We start from the raw sequence: 15,285 nt of genomic DNA, 5'->3' as shown, positions 1-15,285 counted from the left end.
GCGGGAACCGTTCGGCGAACCGTCCGCAGAACGCCGGAAAGGCGCCCGCCCACTGCTGCACCATCTGAGCCTGCACACACCACCAAATACCAGACTCGGCACTCAGTCACAATCTGTCGTTGCAGTATTAGACATGGTCTCAAAACTTGATTGCCGTTGTTCCGGATCCGGAGCGTGGTCCACACTGCCTACATGACGACGAGGACGCAGTCATGGATGGTCGATGACCGTCTGTGGGAGCTGATCGCCCCGCTGATCCCGCCCCAGTCACCACCTCGAGGGCCAGGTGGCCGGCCCCGGATCGATGACCGTGCCGCCCTGGAGGGCATCCTGTTCGTGCTCCACACCGGGTGCCGGTGGCGGGACCTGCCTCCGGCCCTGGGCTACGGTTCCGGGCACACCGCCTGGCGCCGGTTGCGCGAGTGGCAGGAGGCCGGAGTCTGGGAGAAGCTCCACCGGGCCGTGCTCGAGGAGCTCTCCGAGCAGGAGATCCTCGACTGGTCGCGGGCCAGTGTCGACGCGGTGTCGGTACGGGCCAAAAGGGGGGCGAGCTGACCGGCCCCAACCCCACCGACCGTGGGAAACCGGGCACGAAGTACCACCTGCTCACCGACCGGAACGGCCTGCCACTGCACGTGCTGGCCTCGGCCGCGAACGTCCACGACAGCCGCCTCCTCGAGCCGCTTCTGGATTCCAACCCGAGTGTGCGCGGTCACCGCGATCGCCCAGGGCGGCCCCGCCGCAGGCCCGAGAAAGTGCACGCGGACAAGGGCTACGACTACCCGAGATGCCGGCGATACCTGCACCGGCGGGGCATCAAAGTTCGCATCGCCCGGCGCGGGATCGAGGCCAAGACCCACCTCGGCCGGCACCGCTGGGTTGTAGAACGCAGCATCTCCTGGCTGCTGCGCTTCAAGCGCCTCGGGATCCGCTACGACCGCACCGAGACCACCGTGGTCCCGCTGCTATTGCTCGCCGTCACGCTCATCAATCTGCGCCGGCTGGCTCGCACTGATACCGCTCACCCTTCAGGCCACCCGCTTCGCCGAGATGTTGTGCAGTAGAGCGTCGCAACCTCCTCCTGCGGATTGGGCGCTATTTGTCGGCCACCACGGATCCTGAGTCGTAGCCTGTGAGGAGCTGGGCCATGGCGTACTCGTCGATGGGGCCACCATCGCGGATCAGGGACGCCCGGCGCAGGCCCTCGACGACGAACCCACACCGCAGGTACAGCTGCACCGCGCGCAGGTTGTCGACCATCACGGTCAGCTCCACCCGCCACAGTTGCCGTTGCCGGCACTCGTCCAGGGCAGCTTCTAGCAGACGGCGTCCCACCCCCTGGCCGCTGCAAGCGGCGTCGACTCCCAGAACCAGGTGTCCGACGTGGGCAGCCCGCCGGTACGGGGCGACCTCCACCGAGACCCATCCCACCGGCCCCACATGTTGCCCGGAAACGCCGGCGATCAAGTCGAAACTGCCCGCTGAGCTCTGCGCGGCCAACCGTGCCCGCAACTCCTCCACGGAAGAAGGACGTTCTCCCGGTTCCAAGAGCATGAAACTCGACTGCCGGTCCAGACGATACTGCAACGTCAGCAGGGCCGCGCTGTCCTCCGGGACGGCCCGGCCGATGGAGATGAGGTGCGCCTCTGCAGACAACGGCCCAGCGCATGGTGTGGGTTCAAGCATGGGCCCAGTCTCTCGCCCCAGGGCCGGGGACAGGGCAAGGTCCGCCCGGCTTGTCGCCACCCGCTGCCCGCCCGATTCGACGGACGCAATCCAGAACGGGGACCTCCAAGACAGCCTCAACGAGTCTGCATCTGCGGCACGGTTTTGAGACCAGGTCTTAGCACGTTGAATAGCAATCGCCCCACCGGATCCGTCGGGTCATACGAGCTGCCGCCCAGTGAGAGTGCGACCTCCTTAGCGGTGAGCTCATCGGCGATGTCCCGAGCATCGGGCACGGAGCGGGCGAGGCGATCTAGTTTGGTGACCACCAAGGTGTCCCCGGGCCAGCAGGCGGCCATCGCCTCCCGTAACCCCGGGCGGGCCCGGTGCGTCCCCGTCAGACCGTGGTCCACGTAGATCCGGTCCTCGGCCACGCCCAAACCCAATAGGGCCTCACGCTGCACGGTGAGGTCTTGTTCGATGGTGGAGACCCGGGCGTACCCGACCTTCATCCCAGCCATGCTTCCAGTGTTGCGCAGAAGGGACGTGTGCGGGCACCCCCTATGAACGGGTCATACGGGCATCAACCACACTAGGTTTCACGGTCAGGCACCCCCCACCACGGTCTCGTATCTATGAAGGTCCGTCATGCGGGCGCGATCCACGCTGTCGTTCGCCAGCCTTGAGCGTCGGAAGCTCCCGGTAAATTCAGCGGGACATGCTTGGGCCCCTCACGCTGAAGGACTTTGAATGAAGAACACTCTGCTCAGTTCCCTAAGGGAGCGCGTCCTCGATGAATCCGAGCCTCTAGCTGGGCTCCTACGCAAGTGCCTGCTGCTCGGAGCGGAAACCGGATCCGAGTCACTGCGGCAGTGGGCGAGGTACGAGCTCAATGGATACGGCGCGGACGTGGACGTACCTAACTATCGGTTGTTGCCGACGTTGCCGATCCAGGTGAACTCGATTAGCGGGATGACCGTAGTCACGGGGCAAACCTTTAATCGCCTGCAACTGCCTGTGGAGGCCCGGGAAGGGGTGCCGGAGTCGTTCCCGCTCCGTCAGCCCGTCGAAGAGCTGGAAAGCCTCACCGGAAGATCTTCAGTCTCCTTCACCGACACGGGATTGGCCTACGCCCAAACCGTGTGGAACAGCCAGCTCGGCCCGTACCAGCAGATTACGGGGATGTCCTACTCTCTTGCCGGCGCGGTACTCACCGGCGTACTTGGCCAAATCCGTACCCAGCTCGTGGACGTCGTCGCGGATCTGACGGCGGAGACTCCTTTGGCCGAGCTTCCCCGGAAGGACGCTGTAGACGCCGCCGTGGGTCAGCACATCGGCACGCAGTACAACACCACAATCCAGACAGCCACCGGGCCAACCGCAGTCGGGAGCGGAGCCAAGGCCAAGAGTGAGGGGCTGAGCGTCGAGGGCGCCATCAAGCTCCTCATCGCAGTCCAGGACGCAGCAAAGGATGTTCCCGACGGTGAGAGCCGAGCTGAGCTACTCGCGGCGGTCGAGGATCTGCGCACCGCGACCGAGCAGGAAGCCCCCGACACCGGCGAGGTCATCAAGAAGGCAGGCAAGCTACGCACACTTGCGGAGCGCATTGGGGTCCCAGCAGTCACCGCGGCCACCAGCGGGGCGGTCGAAACGGTTACCACGTTGGCGCTATCTGGCGCCTTCGGCTGAGCAGCAAAATAGGCATGCCGAAGGCCCCGTTGGTTTGGGATCTGTGTGAGCACCGGCCCCGCACTGCACGGTCCCGGACTGTCGGTGAGCGTTCCCTATGACCGGTCCGGTTTCCTCCGCTGGACCGGAGTCGTCAACTCATCCGCCAGCCTGGTCGGCCGGTTGCGGCTCCGGCGCCTCCTCGAGCGCCCGGCTCTCCAGCACGCGACCATGCCGGGCCTCCATCTGCCCGGCGATGAAGGCAAAGGTGCCGAAGACGGGCCCGAAGACGGTCAGCTCATCCCCGCCGTCCAGGGCGATCGCTACCCCGACGAACCAGAACCATGCGCCCACCAACCACAGAAAGGCCCGGCTCAGCTGCCCCTGACGGTGGTAGCCCAGCCGCGGACGCTGCGGCAGCGGTCCGGTTTCCCCGCGGCGATGCGTGCGGTGCTCGTGACGCAGCACCATGGCAAAGGCCGTCGCACCGACGACTCCCACGACCGTGTTGGGCAACCAGTACCCCGCCCTGGCCCCGAGCCACTCCAGGGCAGGGACGATGTGGGCGGCGATCACCAAACCAACGACCACGACCGCGCAGGCCAGGGCCCGCCGCAACCACCGGTATTGCCGCCAGCTCCGTAGCTTCATCGCACCTCCCCCGACCCTTCGTGGGGTCAGCGTAGCCACAGCCGCCTCATCGTTTCCGTCCGCATACATGGGGGAGACCTGGCCAGAACGACGGTCGGGGAGCCGGACGTAGGCTGGGATGTGCGCGACTGCAGGTCCTTCATTTACGCCCGTCCCTGGGGAGTTGCCGACCATGATTCTCCCGAAGATCCGCGATCCCCGTCTCACCACCATCCGCCGCGGTGGCACCCTGACGGACAGCGACCACCGCCTGCTGGCGCTGTGGGCGGCCTCCTGTGCTGAGCACGTCCTGCCCCTCTTCGAGTCGGCGCACCCGGGCGACCAGCGTCCGCGCGCAGCCATCGACCACGTGCGCGCCTGGGTGCGTGGGGAGCTGCCGATGATGGAGTCCCGGGCGGCTGGAGGCCACGCCATGGGGGCGGCCCGGAACAAACGCGGAGCAGCCCGGCACGCCGCCTACGCCGCCGGGCAGGCCGGCGCGGTGGCGCACGTGGCCGCCCATGAACTCGGCGCGGCCGCCTATGCGATCAAGGCCGCACGAGCCGCCGCCGTGGACGGTGAGGCCGAGGCCGCCGGCCGAGCAGAATGCCGGTGGCAGCGGGAGCAACTCCCGGAGAGAATTCGCCAACTCGTGCTGGAGGACCAGCGATTGCGCAACGACATCTGCTGGCGGGTCTTCGACTGCTGAGCAAACGGGACGGCCCCCGGTTCGCTTGATTTCTCCACCTGCTGCGTTGCAGTTGGGGTTGTCCTTGCGGACGGTGATCCGGACCACCCCTCTACCCTTGCTGGATGATCACGTTGCAGGAACCGCCGGCACTGACCACGCCGTCCGTTCGGGTCAGGACCTCGTATCTCGTGGGAGAACAGGCCGATATGATGCGCCGCGGATCCGACACGGCGTGGCTTCGTGAGGCCAGCCTTGATTTCGATCGGTTCGTGGCCGATCGTGTCGGCGTCAGGCAGCGATGGGGTGTTCCCTCGGAACTGCTCTGGTTCGCCTCCGCCGAGTACTACATCGGCTCGGTGGTCCTTCGTCACCGACTGACCGAGGACGAGGGCGGTGGGCACATCGGCTATCACGTCGTCTATCCGTGGCAGCGCCAGGGGCACGCCACCCAGATGCTTCGGTCCGCCTTGGGCAAGTGCGCGACACTCGGCATCGCCCGTGCCCTGCTGACCGTCGCTCCGGACAATCAGGCGTCCTTGACGGTCGTGCGCCGTAACGGCGGGGTAGCCGACGGAATCAACCACGAGGGCGAACTCCGTTTTTGGGTGGACACATCCGCGTCGGCCTAACGACGACCGCTGAGGGATGGAGACCACACCACGGTTGGCTCGTCCCGCGTTCCGGTAGGGGTCCGCTGGTGGGCGCTTGATTCCTGTATGAGCGAGTTGCCCGTGGGGTCGAGTGCGCTCTTCTGAGGTCGTCGGGCGACATACTCGGACCATGGATGAATCAATGCCGGTGGCCGAGTTCGCGACCCCCGGACCGTTGCGGGACCGCCTCGTCCAGCTGATCCGGTCCGGCGCGAAGACAGGCACATCGTCGCTGCTGGGTGACTACGAAGCCGAGGACCAGCCCCTGCCGCGCCCCGGCGAATGTCAGACCCTCATCGACTCCACCGGGCAGGTGGTTGCCACCTTGGAGATCACCGAGGTGGCCACGATGCGGTTGGCCGAGGTGCCCTGGGAGCACGTGCTGGCCGAGGGCGAGGGGCACCGCAGCGTGGCCCAGTGGCGGGAGGCCCACGAGGAGTTCTGGACGGCCACGCCGCCGGAGGCGTGCGCCGAGGTCCCGGGGCACGACTTGGACGACGACACGCTTGTGGTGCTGGAACGATTCCGGCTCCTCCCGGACCCGGTGAAGTGATCCCATCGATCCGGCTCTGTGGTGTGCCGCTGGCACCAATCCAGCGCACCACCAGCACGAGGCCGTTTGCTATACATATGACCCGGCTACCGGACACTGCCGACGGATCGACGTTGCAGTAGGGGCTCCTGCCCGGGCTCCAGCACCTGTGGGTAGCTCTCATGCCCCGGTTGGCGAGCTGCGCTGAGAGTCAGTGCTCGGTGCTGAACCCGGGTTTTGCGGCACGTTCGTCCGCGGGGAGCAGTTCCTGGAAAAGGGTGATCTGCAGCCCGGCGGGGGCGTTGAGCCGGGAGTTCAGCGACTGCCACGGAGTGCGCACCGGGGCTGCGACCACCTCCCCGCCGGCGTCCTGCAGGCGATCGGTGGTCTCTGGGGCGTCGTCGACCTCGAAGGCCAGGCGGATGGCCGGGCTGGGTCGGCCGTTGGCCTCGATCCGGTCGATGACCTGCTTGTGAGCGGGGCTGGTGATCTCCAGGGTGGCCCGGCCGGCCTCGAGGATGGCCACCCGGTCGCCGGGGCCTTCGGCGAAGGAGGCCGACTCGGGCAGGCCCAGTGCGTCGCGGAAGAAGGCCAGGGCGGCGTCGTAGTCGGCAGCCTCGACCACCACGCGCAGCTGACGGACCGGCGGGTGCTGCTGTTGAGGTTCCATGGGCCCATGGTGGACCCTCACACCGGTGTGAGGATCAAGGCCTGCCGAAGTCGGTGATGACCTCCTCCAGGCTGTCCCGAGCCCGGACCGCCTCCCGCACCGCCGTTTCCAAGCGTTGATGCTCCTGGGCCAGGCGGGTCTCCAGGTGCCCGGTCCGTTCCTGGGGCGGGGCGTGAAGGCAGGGGAGCAGCTCGGAGATCACCCGGCTGCACAGCCCGGCGGCGTAGAGCTGCTGGATCTGCACCACCCGATCCACGTCACCGGGGGTGTAGCGGCGGTGCCCGGCCGGGGTGCGGTGGGCGCGTAGCAGTCCCTGGTCCTCGTAGTAGCGCAACGACCGGGCACTGACACCGGTCGCCTCCGCCAGCTCACCGATCCTCATGGGCTCCATCCTTACCCAGCAGCTCAGCGATAGGAGGCACCAAGGGTGGGGTCAGGCCTCGATGCCGATCACCGTGGTGCCGGCCGCGACGTCGCTGGTCACCACAGCGCCGGCGCCGATCTTTGCCCCTTCCCCGATGGTGACCGGGCCGACCACCTTCGCCCCGGAGCCGATGAGCACCCCGTGCCCGACGAGGGCGTGGCGCCGGCCCGGGGAGCCGTCGCCGACGAAGCTGGCCCCCTGGTAGATGGTCACGTCGTCGCCGATCACGCTGGTCTCCCCGATCACGACCTCGCTGCCGTGGTCGATGAACAGCCGGTGCCCGACCACCGCCCCGGGGTGGATGGTGATCCCGGTGGCCTTTGCCGTGGCGGTGGCGATCGCCTGGGCGGCCGGTTTGCCCCACCGGGCGGACCACAGGCGGTGGGCGAGGCGGTGGGCGGCCACCGCATGCAGCCCCGGATAGCTCAGCAGCGTGGCCGCGGTGCCTTGGCCGGCGGGATCGGCGGCGGCGATCGCACGGGCATCGGCCAGGACACAGGGACGGGTGGAGTCAGCCATGGCCACACCCTAGAAGACATCGATGCGAGCACCGCTCATATGGCCCCACGCTCAATGGCCCGGTGAACGGGGGCTTCGCAGGGCTCTGCCGGGCAGGGCAGGTACGGGAGCAGAGCCGGCAGGGCGGTGATGCCGTCCTCGTCGAGGAAGTGCCCGGCCCCGGGCACCACCACCTTCTCCGCACCCAGTCCGGTGGCGAGGGCGTCGGTCGCAGCCGGGGGCACAATCCGGTCGTCGTCGGAGCGCACCACGACCCGCTGGCCGGTGTGGGCCGCCACCGCTGTCAGGTCAGGTGCGGTGGCCAGGAAGGCATCCAGCACCGGCAGGGTGGGCAGGGTCCCGATGAACCCGGACACGGCCACCAGCCCGCCCAGCGACCACGGCACGGGCAGGTCGGCGAGGTGGCGCAACGCGGTGATCACACCGAGGCTGTGGGCGATCACCCACGTCCCCTCATCGGGAGTCACGAGCACCCTGGCGATCCCTTGCTGCCAGGCCGTGGCGTCCGGGGCCGCCGGGTCGGGCAGGGCCACGCAGGTGACCTCGACACCGGTGGCCCGGAGCTGGTCGGTGAGCCAGGGGAACCAGTGGCGGGTCGGGTCGGCGGCGTAGCCGTGGACGATGACGCCCCGGGACATGGGGGCGGAGGAAGCGGTGGTGGCGGTGTGCATAGGGTGAGTCTCAAGGATGACGTCGACGTGAAGGTCAACCCCGGAGGATCGGAAGGGTGGGCAGGGATGCGGATCGGTGAGCTCTCCCGGGTGTCCGGGGTCAGTGCCCGGGCGTTGCGCTACTACGAGGACCAGGGTCTGCTGGTGCCCGAGCGGGCTTCCAACGGGTACCGGGAGTATGCCGAGGACGCTCCGGTGATCGTGGCCCAAATCCAGGGGATGTTTTCCTTCGGGCTCAACTCCGAGACGATCCGGCGGTTCCTGCCCTGCGCCCGCGGTCAGCAACCGCAGCTGCAGATGTGCGCGGACCTGCGGGCGCATCTGCAACAGCGCCGAGAAGAACTCGAACGCCACACCGCCCAGCTGCTCGCACAACGCCAGGTCATCGATACCCATCTAGCCGGCTGAATACCGCACCGGTCCCGTCCGCATAGATTGCGAAAGACGCTGCAGTTCGGGTTGCGTTGTAACGCTTTCAACGCCGGGTATGGCCTTGGCGGCTCAGCTTGGAACGTCTTTGGCCATGATGTGCTGCAGGACGTCCGTGGTCGTCGGTCCTGTCACCTCAGGGACCCAAGGGTGGGGCCACAGCTGGTGGTGACTGACCCACCCGGTGCGGATGCCGATCTGATGGGCTCCTGTCATGTCGGTCACCGGGTGGTCCCCGACCATCCAGGACTGTTCCGGGCGGTGTCCGGCCTGGGACAGGGCGGTGTCGAAAAGCAGCCGGTGAGGCTTCTTCGCCCGGATCGCCTCGGAGATCACCGGGTGCGGGCTGTAGCGCAGCAGGCCGGTGCGGCGGAGCTTGTGCAACTGCTGGGCGACATTCCCGTTGGTCACCACCACCAAGGCAGCCCCCTTCGCGACCAGGCTCTCCAGAGTCTCGAGCACACCGGGGTAGGCCTCGATGCGCTCGTGCAGCTCGTGACGTAGGGAGTCCACCAGGCCGGGGACCGGTGTGCTCAGGTGGAAGCGTTCGCGCATCAGCGCGGCCAGTTCCGCCCGGGGCCGGTAACCGTCCTGATCGGCGGCGATCAGCCATTCCAGATCACTGGCGTCGCCGTCGAGGCCGGCGACGAAGTCACTGGCCCAGCTGGTGAAGGCGCCGCGGCGGTCCACCAGCGTGTCGTCCAGATCCAGCATGATCAGCACAGCAGCCAGCTTATGGGCACCACCACACGCACCAAGGGCGCCTTGCAGTTGGGGTTAGAAACGGAGCAGGTGATAGGCGCTCACCCGCTGGCGGTGACCGCGCGTGCGGTGCGGTTGGCGGCGCCGGCGGAGCGCAACAGCACCACGACTTCGCAGATCAGCGCGACGGCGGCCACTGCGGTGCCGGTATACCCGCCACCAAGAACCTGAACGATCAGTGCAGTCGGTAGCCCTATCGCGGCTACCGGCACCATCTTCCGCACCACGGGCAGGGCCGCGGCATGGCCGGCAGCCCAGGCCTCATCGGAGACCTTGGTGTGGCGGGTGCGGATGCCCGCCGATCCGTTGCGCCCGAGTGCATCCTCGGCAGCCCAGCGCACCACCGGGATGCTCATCGCGGGGAGGACCACCAGGGCGAAGAGCAGCGGGACGAGGCCGGCGATCTCGTCGGTCATCGCGAATAACCTCCGGGCTGTTGGTCTTATCCACACTACGAGAAGCGCGGTTCGTCCAAGGCACCCTGCCCCGCCCGGCCTGTCGCAGGACGGTCCCGGGCTCCTGAGTGTGCAGCTGGGGGTGATGCTCGGTCGTGACGGTGGTGGATATCCGGCCGGCGGGGGATCTGCAGGCGATGGCACCGGGGAAGAATGAGGTGGCCGTGTTGCCGTTGAAAGGCTTGTTGTCCGTGAGTTGCGCCCCTGTTTTGTGCGTTCGTGAGCTGGTGTGTGGTTATGCCGGGGTGCCGGTGACCGCCGGGGTCAGCTTCGAGGTGGGTCCGGGGGAGGCGGTGGTGCTGCGCGGGGCCAATGGGGCGGGCAAGTCCACGGTGCTGCGCACGGCGGTGGGCCAGCAGGTGCCGGTGAGCGGGGAGCGGTGGCTGAAGGGTGGTCCGGTGGTGGAGGACTCGCTGGTCTACCGCCGGGCGGTGAGTTGCCTGTTCGACGAGGACGCGTTCCTGCCCGGGGTGTCGGTGGGGCATCACCTGGAGCTGGTGCTGCGCGGGCACGGGGTGTCCGACGCGCCGGCGGTGGCCGCTGAGGCGGTGGAGGAGTTCGGGCTGGGCGACCGGGTGGACGCCTCGCCGTTCGCTCTGTCCTCGGGACAGCGCCGGCGGGCGCTGCTGGCCGCAGCACTGATCCGCCCGTTCGAGCTGCTGGTGCTCGATGAGCCCGAACAGCGCCTGGATGCGCTGATGCGTGCGCGGCTGGCCGATCGTCTGGTCGCCGCCCGCGAAGCGGGGGCGGGGTTGCTCATCGCCACGCACGACGCCTCGCTGGCGGAGGCAGTGGGCACCACCGTGCTGACCATCGACTCCAACGGTGCCCTGCCACCGGCCGTAACTGAGACGCAGCGGGAGGGCCGGTCGTGACGGCCGGTGCCGGCGTGACGCCGGCCGGGCCCGCCGAGATCGAGGTGTTCCTGCGAGCAGCCCGGGCCCATGTTCGAGGCCGGGCTCGAGGTGCGGATCGGTTCGTCGATGCGTACACCGGGCTCTTCGTCACGGTGGTTCTGGGGGCCTGGGCGGTCGCCGGGGTCCTGGGTCTCGGGGCCTCGTTGGCGGAGCTGGTGGCCGCCGGTTCCCCCGGCGGGATGCTGCACCGCCCGGCGGCAGACTGGATGGGGGCCGGGGCACCGGTGCTCGGAGTCGCCGTGCTGCTCGGGGTGGCCTGGGCCGGTGTGGTGGATCTGTTGCGGGGGCTGGGACCGGTGGGGGTGTCCCCGGAGCGGGCGGTGTGGGTGTGGCCGCTGCCCGGGGCCGGGGCTCAGGAACCGCTCCGCAGTGTGCGCCGGATGCTGTGCGCGGCGGCGGCGACCGGGGCCTTGTTTGGTGGCTCAGGGTTGCTGCTGATGTGGGGCGCTGGGCTGACTGCTGGGTGGGGGCAGCCGTGGTGGCAGGCGGTAGCGCAGCTAGTGGGCTGGGCCGGTCTGGGGGTCAGTGCCGTCGGGGTCTCGATCTGGGTCCAGGCTTCAATCGGGGTGCCCGCATCGCTGCGGTCCCGCCCCTGGGCGGGCTGGTTCCTGGCCCTGGGGGCTGTGCTGGTCGTGCTGGCCGGGACCCGGGACGGGGCCACCGGCCGGTGGGATGTCCTCGTGCCACCCCTGCGGGCCTGGGGGATCGCGGGAGCACTGACGGTGGCGGCCGGGCTGTTCTGGGCCCGGGCGCTGCGGTGGGCTCAGACCCTGGGCGGGGTGCAGCTGCGGGCGGCCGGGGCGCGGACCCGGCACCTGAGCAACGCCGTGTCCCTGCTGTCGACCCAGGACCTGACCGCGGCGCTGACCCCCGCCACGGTGCCCGGGGTGCGGGGACTGCCCGGGCGCACACCGGGCTGGGTGGCCGGGCCGCGCACGGTGGTGCTGTTCGCCTCGCTCACCGCGCTGCGGACCAGCCGGTGGCGGGCCGGGCTGGCCGTGGACCTCGGGTTGACCGTGGTGCTGTTGGCCGCTTTCGCCCACACCGTGGTGCTCGCCGGCTGGGCTGCGCTGCTGGTGGTGGGATACCGCGGGCTGGGCCGCGGCACGGCCTATCTGAGTGATCTGCGCGCCGGGGCCGCCGCCGAACGGAACCTCCCGATCGGGGCCACCGCAGCGGCCCTGGTGCACCTGGTCGTCCCGTGCGCGCTCAACGCCGCGGTCCTGGCCGCCGCAGCCGTGCTGGCAGGCCTCGCGGCCGGCACCAGCTGGGCGGCGCTGATGCTTCTCGGTGCCGTGACCGGGGCCGGAATCGGTGCGGCCGGCCTCTACCGCGCCCTGGGCCCGGAACCGGACCACACCCAGCCCCCAATCGATACACCCCTGGGGCCGGTGCCCGTAGCCCAGTTGATCGGCTACAGCCGGGGGCTCATCCTGGTGCCCGCCCTGCTCGCGGCCCCCGCCGCCGCCCTGCTTCATCCGGCCTCCTGGCCGGCGGCCCTGGCTGCCGGCCTCGCCCTGACGGCCACCGCCGTGGCCCTGGCGATCAGCACCGACCGGAAACACTGAGGCCCAAATTGTGAGGGCTACGACCGAGCCCCAACACACCTGCCAGGTTCATGAAGTGCGATAAGGGTTCCTGGGTGGTGCCTTCCAGCGGGGTCCTTGCGTCGTGGCGCGGGTGCGCGGCATACGGTGGGGACTGTCGAACGGAGAGGCGTGATCTGGTGAGGCGAGCCCTGCGTGTGCATCGGCTGAGCACCTATCTGGTGTTCCAGACGCTCACCCTGGTGCTGGCCCTGGGCTACGCCGCCGTCCGATCCCCGGGGAGCTGGTCGGCCTGGGCGCTGTGCTGGGCGGTGCTGATGGGGGTGGGGCTGGTGTGGACCCAGCTGGTGTGGGGCCCGTGCTGGGAAGCCGGGGCCGACTACGGCCTGACCGCCGGGGTCCGCGTCACCCTGATGGCTGTCGCCGGTGCGTCGCTGATGCTGCCCTTCCTAATCCTGAACGTGGTTCTCGACCCGGTGTGGTTCCTCTACGCCCTGGTCCTCACCCCCTACGGGCTGGTGGCCGGGTTGCTTGGTGGGGCTGTCCTGGCCGTCCGGGACCGTGGTGCTGTCCCTGTCCCGCGCGCCCACGACGCCGCCGACGCGAACGCCCGCTGAGGAGACGTGCGCCCGCGGGCGCTCCTGATCCGTCAGCGCTGCCGATGGGGTTGCTTACCAGTGCGCCCTTCGCCGGAGGACGACAGCGAGCACCGTCGTCAGAGCCAGCACTGACAGGCAGATCCAGAAGATCCACGGTCCCGCCGGATACATATCGACGTAGACCCAGGGTTGTTGGCCATCCTGGTTGGGGTAGCCGCAGACGAATGTGGGTGGGAAGAATGTCCGTTCCCCGGAGGCGGTTCCCAGGCTGCTGGCACCCAGTGCCTGGGCGCTCTCCGAAGGCCCCTTGGACAGGCAGACGTACTGCGGGCCCTCGCGCACGGCCACCCCGTGCGCCAGCTGGTTGCCGACCCAGAACAGCAACGCGACCGTTGCGATGACCCGGTTGACGACGATCCAGCCGCCGATTCCGATGCCGGTCCTCGGCTCGACGTCGATATCTGTTCCGCGGTAGGCCGGAGTGGGAGTGCTCATGGTCGGAGCCTAGGCTCCGTAGACCCTGTGATTGCAGTGGAGGTTCCCTAGAAGTGTCGCCCAGTGAGGCGAAAGACGCCGTCGAGTATGAGCGTCAGCACCCCGCCAATCATCAGGGCGCAGGCTCCCCAAAGGACCAGGACGGGAAGAATGGGAACGCCCAGGTTGTACACGTCGGCAATGATCCAGAGGGCCAGCATGAGCAAGGCAATGACGGCACCGAGCCCAGTGACAAGAAGGGCCCACCGATGTAGGGACATGGTGGGTTTCATGGTGATCTCTGGTCTTAGGCTCGCCCCGTGGCGGATCGGAGCCTCACGGCGGATCTCATGCTCGGATCGTCGCACGGTCAAGACGCCATCGGCTGTCCCATCTTGTGCGGCTGTGCCGGCACCGAGGGCACCAGCCTCACCAACGAGATCCTCACCGTCGACGAGCCTCCCGAACCACCGCTGTGACCCGGTAGGGGTTCTGAAGCGACACCACGAGTTCTGTGCGCTGTGATGCCGCCGGCTCGTGGTCGACTGGGGTTCATGTTCGATCCGCCTGACCCGCTTGCCGGGGTGTGGCCTCGGCACACCGGCCGATGCCTGCTGCGTCCGGTGCAGGCCGCCGACCTCGACGCGATGCTCGTCTACCGGGGTGATCCGCACGTCACCGAGCATCTGGGCCACGCCCCGTTGTCGCGCGATGAGGTGCAGGAGCGCATCCAGGTCCGCTTGTCCGGGCAGGATCCTGTGCCGGGGTGGTTCGTGCGCGGGGTGGCGATCGTCGTCGATGGCCGGTTGGTTGGGGATGCGATGCTGCGTCTTCAACCGGGGCCAGGGAGGCAGTCCTGGCAGTTGTGGATCGGCTACGCGTTGAGACCCCAGGTGTGGGGGCGTGGCCTGGCGACCGAGGTGGCCACTGCCCTGGTCGGCGTCGGTGACGAGTTGGGCCTACCGGTCTGGGCGGAGACGTTTGCAGAGAACGTCGCCTCGCAACGTGTCCTCGAGAAGGCAGGGCTGGAACTTGTGGATGAGGTCGTGGCCGAGGGCCGGCTGTGCCGAATCTTCGCTCGGCAGGGTTGAAACCTTGGGCACGTGGTGAAGCAGCCATGGCCCGGTAAGCGATGGCCTATGACCGCAAGCTTTCGGTACGGTCGCCGTGCTTCTGTACGTAGTCCTTGATGCCGGCGGTGACGCCCTTGCGCACCACCCAATAGAGCAGCCACAAGGTGATAGCGACCATGAGCAACCAGATGAACAATCCAAGGAATGCTCCGAAGCTGGCGACGTCCATCATGAAAGACCTCCTGGGTTGGGTCCTTCCACGCTATAGAGGAATGGTTCAGTCCTTTGCCTCCCGCCCGGACCGTGCGTGTCGGCCAGGCATCCCGTGTTCCACCAGCCATGTGCCTGCCTCACATCCTGGCACCGTGGTTTCACCAAGGACCCGAAACGAAGTCCTCACTCGTGGAGGCCCACCACCGTGGTGCCAGCCGCGACATCGGAGCTCACCACCGCGCCGGCGCCGATCTTCGCCCCGGCCCCGATCGTGACCGGACCGATGACCTTCGCCTCAGATCCGATGAGCGCCCCGTTCCCGACTAAGGCGTGGCGCCGGCCCGGGGTGCCGTCGCCGACGAAGCTGGCGCCCTGGTAGATGGTCACGTCGTCGCCGATCACGCTGGTTTCCCCGATCACAACCTCGCTGCCGTGATCGATGAACAGCCGGTGCCCGATCACCGCACCCGGGTGAATGGTGATCCCGGTGGCCTTTGCTGAGGCGGTGGCGATGGCCTGAGCGGCAGGTTTGCCCCACCGGGTGGACCACAGGCGGTGGGCGATCCGGTGGGCAGCCACCGCGTGCAGACCCGGGTAGCTGAGCAGGGTGGCCGCGGTGCCCTGCCCGGCGGGGTCGGCAGCGGCGATCGCGCGGGCATCTGTCAGGACACTGGGGCGGGTGGAGGCGGCCATGGG

Annotated in this window: 21 protein-coding genes and 1 pseudogene; 10 read left to right on the top strand and 12 right to left on the bottom strand. The window is 68.5% G+C overall.

Going from position 1 to position 15,285, the window contains the following annotated elements; all coding sequences use genetic code 11:
* The first annotated feature begins 216 nt into the window (after positions 1-216).
* Positions 217-1,064 (top strand): IS5 family transposase gene (locus tag ACWCOM_RS16120; protein WP_454549753.1). Its coding sequence is split into 2 segments (ribosomal slippage): positions 217-538 and positions 538-1,064, totalling 849 coding nucleotides; the frame shifts between segments, so codons are not numbered across the junction.
* 31 nt (positions 1,065-1,095) lie between these two features.
* Here ACWCOM_RS16120 and ACWCOM_RS16115 read toward each other — a convergent pair.
* Both ACWCOM_RS16115 and ACWCOM_RS16110 read right to left on the bottom strand, forming a co-directional pair.
* The gene (locus ACWCOM_RS16115) at positions 1,096-1,686 is read right to left on the bottom strand and encodes an N-acetyltransferase family protein (RefSeq protein ID WP_454549752.1); all 591 of its coding nucleotides are present in this window, start codon (positions 1,684-1,686) and stop codon (positions 1,096-1,098) included.
* A 158-nt stretch (positions 1,687-1,844) separates the two neighbouring features.
* Positions 1,845-2,186: pseudogene (locus tag ACWCOM_RS16110) on the bottom strand (recombinase family protein); the annotation flags it as partial.
* A gap of 229 nt (positions 2,187-2,415) precedes the next feature.
* Here ACWCOM_RS16110 and ACWCOM_RS16105 point away from each other — a divergent pair.
* Complete coding sequence (locus tag ACWCOM_RS16105; RefSeq protein ID WP_454549751.1) at positions 2,416-3,354, top strand: AbiTii domain-containing protein; 939 nt, start codon at positions 2,416-2,418, stop codon at positions 3,352-3,354.
* A 138-nt stretch (positions 3,355-3,492) separates the two neighbouring features.
* Here the strand turns inward: ACWCOM_RS16105 and ACWCOM_RS16100 are convergent, their stop codons facing one another.
* A complete protein-coding gene (locus ACWCOM_RS16100; protein WP_454549750.1) occupies positions 3,493-3,984 on the bottom strand; it encodes a hypothetical protein in 492 nt (163 codons plus the stop codon).
* A 172-nt stretch (positions 3,985-4,156) separates the two neighbouring features.
* On the opposite strand from ACWCOM_RS16100, the gene ACWCOM_RS16095 reads away from it, so the two are divergent.
* The 3 genes from ACWCOM_RS16095 (at position 4,157) to ACWCOM_RS16085 (ending at position 5,857) form a co-directional block, all read left to right on the top strand.
* Entirely contained in the window at positions 4,157-4,672 is a 516-nt protein-coding gene (locus tag ACWCOM_RS16095; RefSeq protein ID WP_454549749.1) for a putative immunity protein, read from the top strand.
* A 104-nt stretch (positions 4,673-4,776) separates the two neighbouring features.
* On the top strand, positions 4,777-5,283 hold the full coding sequence (locus ACWCOM_RS16090) for a GNAT family N-acetyltransferase (RefSeq protein ID WP_176338701.1): 507 nt from the start codon (positions 4,777-4,779) through the stop codon (positions 5,281-5,283).
* A 151-nt stretch (positions 5,284-5,434) separates the two neighbouring features.
* Entirely contained in the window at positions 5,435-5,857 is a 423-nt protein-coding gene (locus ACWCOM_RS16085) for an ASCH domain-containing protein (RefSeq protein ID WP_454549748.1), read from the top strand.
* 190 nt (positions 5,858-6,047) lie between these two features.
* Here the strand turns inward: ACWCOM_RS16085 and ACWCOM_RS16080 are convergent, their stop codons facing one another.
* Genes ACWCOM_RS16080 through ACWCOM_RS16065 form a run of 4 tightly spaced genes read right to left on the bottom strand, consistent with a single transcriptional unit; the run spans position 6,048 to position 8,120 of the window.
* On the bottom strand, positions 6,048-6,506 hold the full coding sequence (locus ACWCOM_RS16080) for a VOC family protein (protein ID WP_454549747.1): 459 nt from the start codon (positions 6,504-6,506) through the stop codon (positions 6,048-6,050).
* Between the two features lie 34 nt (positions 6,507-6,540).
* Positions 6,541-6,888, bottom strand: coding sequence for a MerR family transcriptional regulator (locus tag ACWCOM_RS16075; RefSeq protein WP_454549746.1), 348 nt, complete (start codon positions 6,886-6,888; stop codon positions 6,541-6,543).
* A gap of 51 nt (positions 6,889-6,939) precedes the next feature.
* Entirely contained in the window at positions 6,940-7,449 is a 510-nt protein-coding gene (epsC, locus tag ACWCOM_RS16070) for a serine O-acetyltransferase EpsC (RefSeq protein ID WP_454549745.1), read from the bottom strand.
* A 35-nt stretch (positions 7,450-7,484) separates the two neighbouring features.
* Positions 7,485-8,120 (bottom strand): RBBP9/YdeN family alpha/beta hydrolase, encoded by a 636-nt coding sequence (locus ACWCOM_RS16065; RefSeq protein WP_454549744.1) that lies wholly within the window; start codon positions 8,118-8,120, stop codon positions 7,485-7,487.
* Positions 8,121-8,147: 27 nt separating this feature from the next.
* Between ACWCOM_RS16065 and ACWCOM_RS16060 the strand changes: the two genes are divergently transcribed.
* Entirely contained in the window at positions 8,148-8,528 is a 381-nt protein-coding gene (locus tag ACWCOM_RS16060) for a MerR family transcriptional regulator (protein ID WP_454549743.1), read from the top strand.
* Between the two features lie 93 nt (positions 8,529-8,621).
* On the opposite strand, the gene ACWCOM_RS16055 is transcribed toward ACWCOM_RS16060, so the two are convergent.
* Complete coding sequence (locus tag ACWCOM_RS16055) at positions 8,622-9,263, bottom strand: HAD family hydrolase (protein ID WP_454549754.1); 642 nt, start codon at positions 9,261-9,263, stop codon at positions 8,622-8,624.
* An 89-nt stretch (positions 9,264-9,352) separates the two neighbouring features.
* On the bottom strand, positions 9,353-9,727 hold the full coding sequence (locus tag ACWCOM_RS16050) for a hypothetical protein (protein WP_454549742.1): 375 nt from the start codon (positions 9,725-9,727) through the stop codon (positions 9,353-9,355).
* Positions 9,728-10,017: 290 nt separating this feature from the next.
* On the opposite strand from ACWCOM_RS16050, the gene ACWCOM_RS16045 reads away from it, so the two are divergent.
* The 3 genes from ACWCOM_RS16045 to ACWCOM_RS16035 all read left to right on the top strand — a co-directional run bounded on the left by ACWCOM_RS16045 (position 10,018) and on the right by ACWCOM_RS16035 (position 12,847).
* The gene (locus tag ACWCOM_RS16045; RefSeq protein WP_454549741.1) at positions 10,018-10,641 is read left to right on the top strand and encodes an ABC transporter ATP-binding protein; all 624 of its coding nucleotides are present in this window, start codon (positions 10,018-10,020) and stop codon (positions 10,639-10,641) included.
* Positions 10,638-12,251, top strand: a complete 1,614-nt coding sequence (locus ACWCOM_RS16040) for a hypothetical protein (protein WP_454549740.1) — start codon at positions 10,638-10,640, stop codon at positions 12,249-12,251. The genes ACWCOM_RS16045 and ACWCOM_RS16040 overlap by 4 nt, the downstream gene beginning before the upstream one ends.
* Before the next feature lie 200 nt (positions 12,252-12,451).
* Complete coding sequence (locus ACWCOM_RS16035) at positions 12,452-12,847, top strand: hypothetical protein (RefSeq protein WP_454549739.1); 396 nt, start codon at positions 12,452-12,454, stop codon at positions 12,845-12,847.
* A 54-nt stretch (positions 12,848-12,901) separates the two neighbouring features.
* Here the strand turns inward: ACWCOM_RS16035 and ACWCOM_RS16030 are convergent, their stop codons facing one another.
* A complete protein-coding gene (locus ACWCOM_RS16030; RefSeq protein ID WP_454549738.1) occupies positions 12,902-13,324 on the bottom strand; it encodes a hypothetical protein in 423 nt (140 codons plus the stop codon).
* A 533-nt stretch (positions 13,325-13,857) separates the two neighbouring features.
* Between ACWCOM_RS16030 and ACWCOM_RS16025 the strand changes: the two genes are divergently transcribed.
* The gene (locus tag ACWCOM_RS16025) at positions 13,858-14,394 is read left to right on the top strand and encodes a GNAT family N-acetyltransferase (RefSeq protein WP_454549737.1); all 537 of its coding nucleotides are present in this window, start codon (positions 13,858-13,860) and stop codon (positions 14,392-14,394) included.
* Between the two features lie 46 nt (positions 14,395-14,440).
* Here the strand turns inward: ACWCOM_RS16025 and ACWCOM_RS16020 are convergent, their stop codons facing one another.
* Both ACWCOM_RS16020 and ACWCOM_RS16015 read right to left on the bottom strand, forming a co-directional pair.
* Complete coding sequence (locus tag ACWCOM_RS16020; RefSeq protein WP_454549736.1) at positions 14,441-14,608, bottom strand: hypothetical protein; 168 nt, start codon at positions 14,606-14,608, stop codon at positions 14,441-14,443.
* A gap of 164 nt (positions 14,609-14,772) precedes the next feature.
* Positions 14,773-15,282, bottom strand: a complete 510-nt coding sequence (locus tag ACWCOM_RS16015; protein ID WP_454549735.1) for a serine O-acetyltransferase — start codon at positions 15,280-15,282, stop codon at positions 14,773-14,775.
* Between the last annotated feature and the right edge of the window lie 3 nt (positions 15,283-15,285).

The organism is Kocuria sp. KH4 (assembly GCF_053711175.1).
Note: the sequence above shows the minus strand (reverse complement) of the source record. Positions and strands in the feature narration are given on the sequence as shown.

What these genes read in the sequence shown, in the direction of transcription:
- ACWCOM_RS16115 (WP_454549752.1), bottom strand. Translation starts at nt 1,686, where the DNA reads ATGCTTGAACCCACACCATGCGCTGGGCCGTTGTCTGCAGAGGCGCAC.
- ACWCOM_RS16105 (WP_454549751.1), top strand. Translation starts at nt 2,416, where the DNA reads ATGAAGAACACTCTGCTCAGTTCCCTAAGGGAGCGCGTCCTCGATGAA.
- ACWCOM_RS16100 (WP_454549750.1), bottom strand. Translation starts at nt 3,984, where the DNA reads ATGAAGCTACGGAGCTGGCGGCAATACCGGTGGTTGCGGCGGGCCCTG.
- ACWCOM_RS16095 (WP_454549749.1), top strand. Translation starts at nt 4,157, where the DNA reads ATGATTCTCCCGAAGATCCGCGATCCCCGTCTCACCACCATCCGCCGC.
- ACWCOM_RS16090 (WP_176338701.1), top strand. Translation starts at nt 4,777, where the DNA reads ATGATCACGTTGCAGGAACCGCCGGCACTGACCACGCCGTCCGTTCGG.
- ACWCOM_RS16085 (WP_454549748.1), top strand. Translation starts at nt 5,435, where the DNA reads ATGGATGAATCAATGCCGGTGGCCGAGTTCGCGACCCCCGGACCGTTG.
- ACWCOM_RS16080 (WP_454549747.1), bottom strand. Translation starts at nt 6,506, where the DNA reads ATGGAACCTCAACAGCAGCACCCGCCGGTCCGTCAGCTGCGCGTGGTG.
- ACWCOM_RS16075 (WP_454549746.1), bottom strand. Translation starts at nt 6,888, where the DNA reads ATGAGGATCGGTGAGCTGGCGGAGGCGACCGGTGTCAGTGCCCGGTCG.
- epsC (WP_454549745.1), bottom strand. Translation starts at nt 7,449, where the DNA reads ATGGCTGACTCCACCCGTCCCTGTGTCCTGGCCGATGCCCGTGCGATC.
- ACWCOM_RS16065 (WP_454549744.1), bottom strand. Translation starts at nt 8,120, where the DNA reads ATGCACACCGCCACCACCGCTTCCTCCGCCCCCATGTCCCGGGGCGTC.
- ACWCOM_RS16055 (WP_454549754.1), bottom strand. Translation starts at nt 9,263, where the DNA reads ATGCTGGATCTGGACGACACGCTGGTGGACCGCCGCGGCGCCTTCACC.
- ACWCOM_RS16050 (WP_454549742.1), bottom strand. Translation starts at nt 9,727, where the DNA reads ATGACCGACGAGATCGCCGGCCTCGTCCCGCTGCTCTTCGCCCTGGTG.
- ACWCOM_RS16030 (WP_454549738.1), bottom strand. Translation starts at nt 13,324, where the DNA reads ATGAGCACTCCCACTCCGGCCTACCGCGGAACAGATATCGACGTCGAG.
- ACWCOM_RS16025 (WP_454549737.1), top strand. Translation starts at nt 13,858, where the DNA reads ATGTTCGATCCGCCTGACCCGCTTGCCGGGGTGTGGCCTCGGCACACC.
- ACWCOM_RS16020 (WP_454549736.1), bottom strand. Translation starts at nt 14,608, where the DNA reads ATGATGGACGTCGCCAGCTTCGGAGCATTCCTTGGATTGTTCATCTGG.
- ACWCOM_RS16015 (WP_454549735.1), bottom strand. Translation starts at nt 15,282, where the DNA reads ATGGCCGCCTCCACCCGCCCCAGTGTCCTGACAGATGCCCGCGCGATC.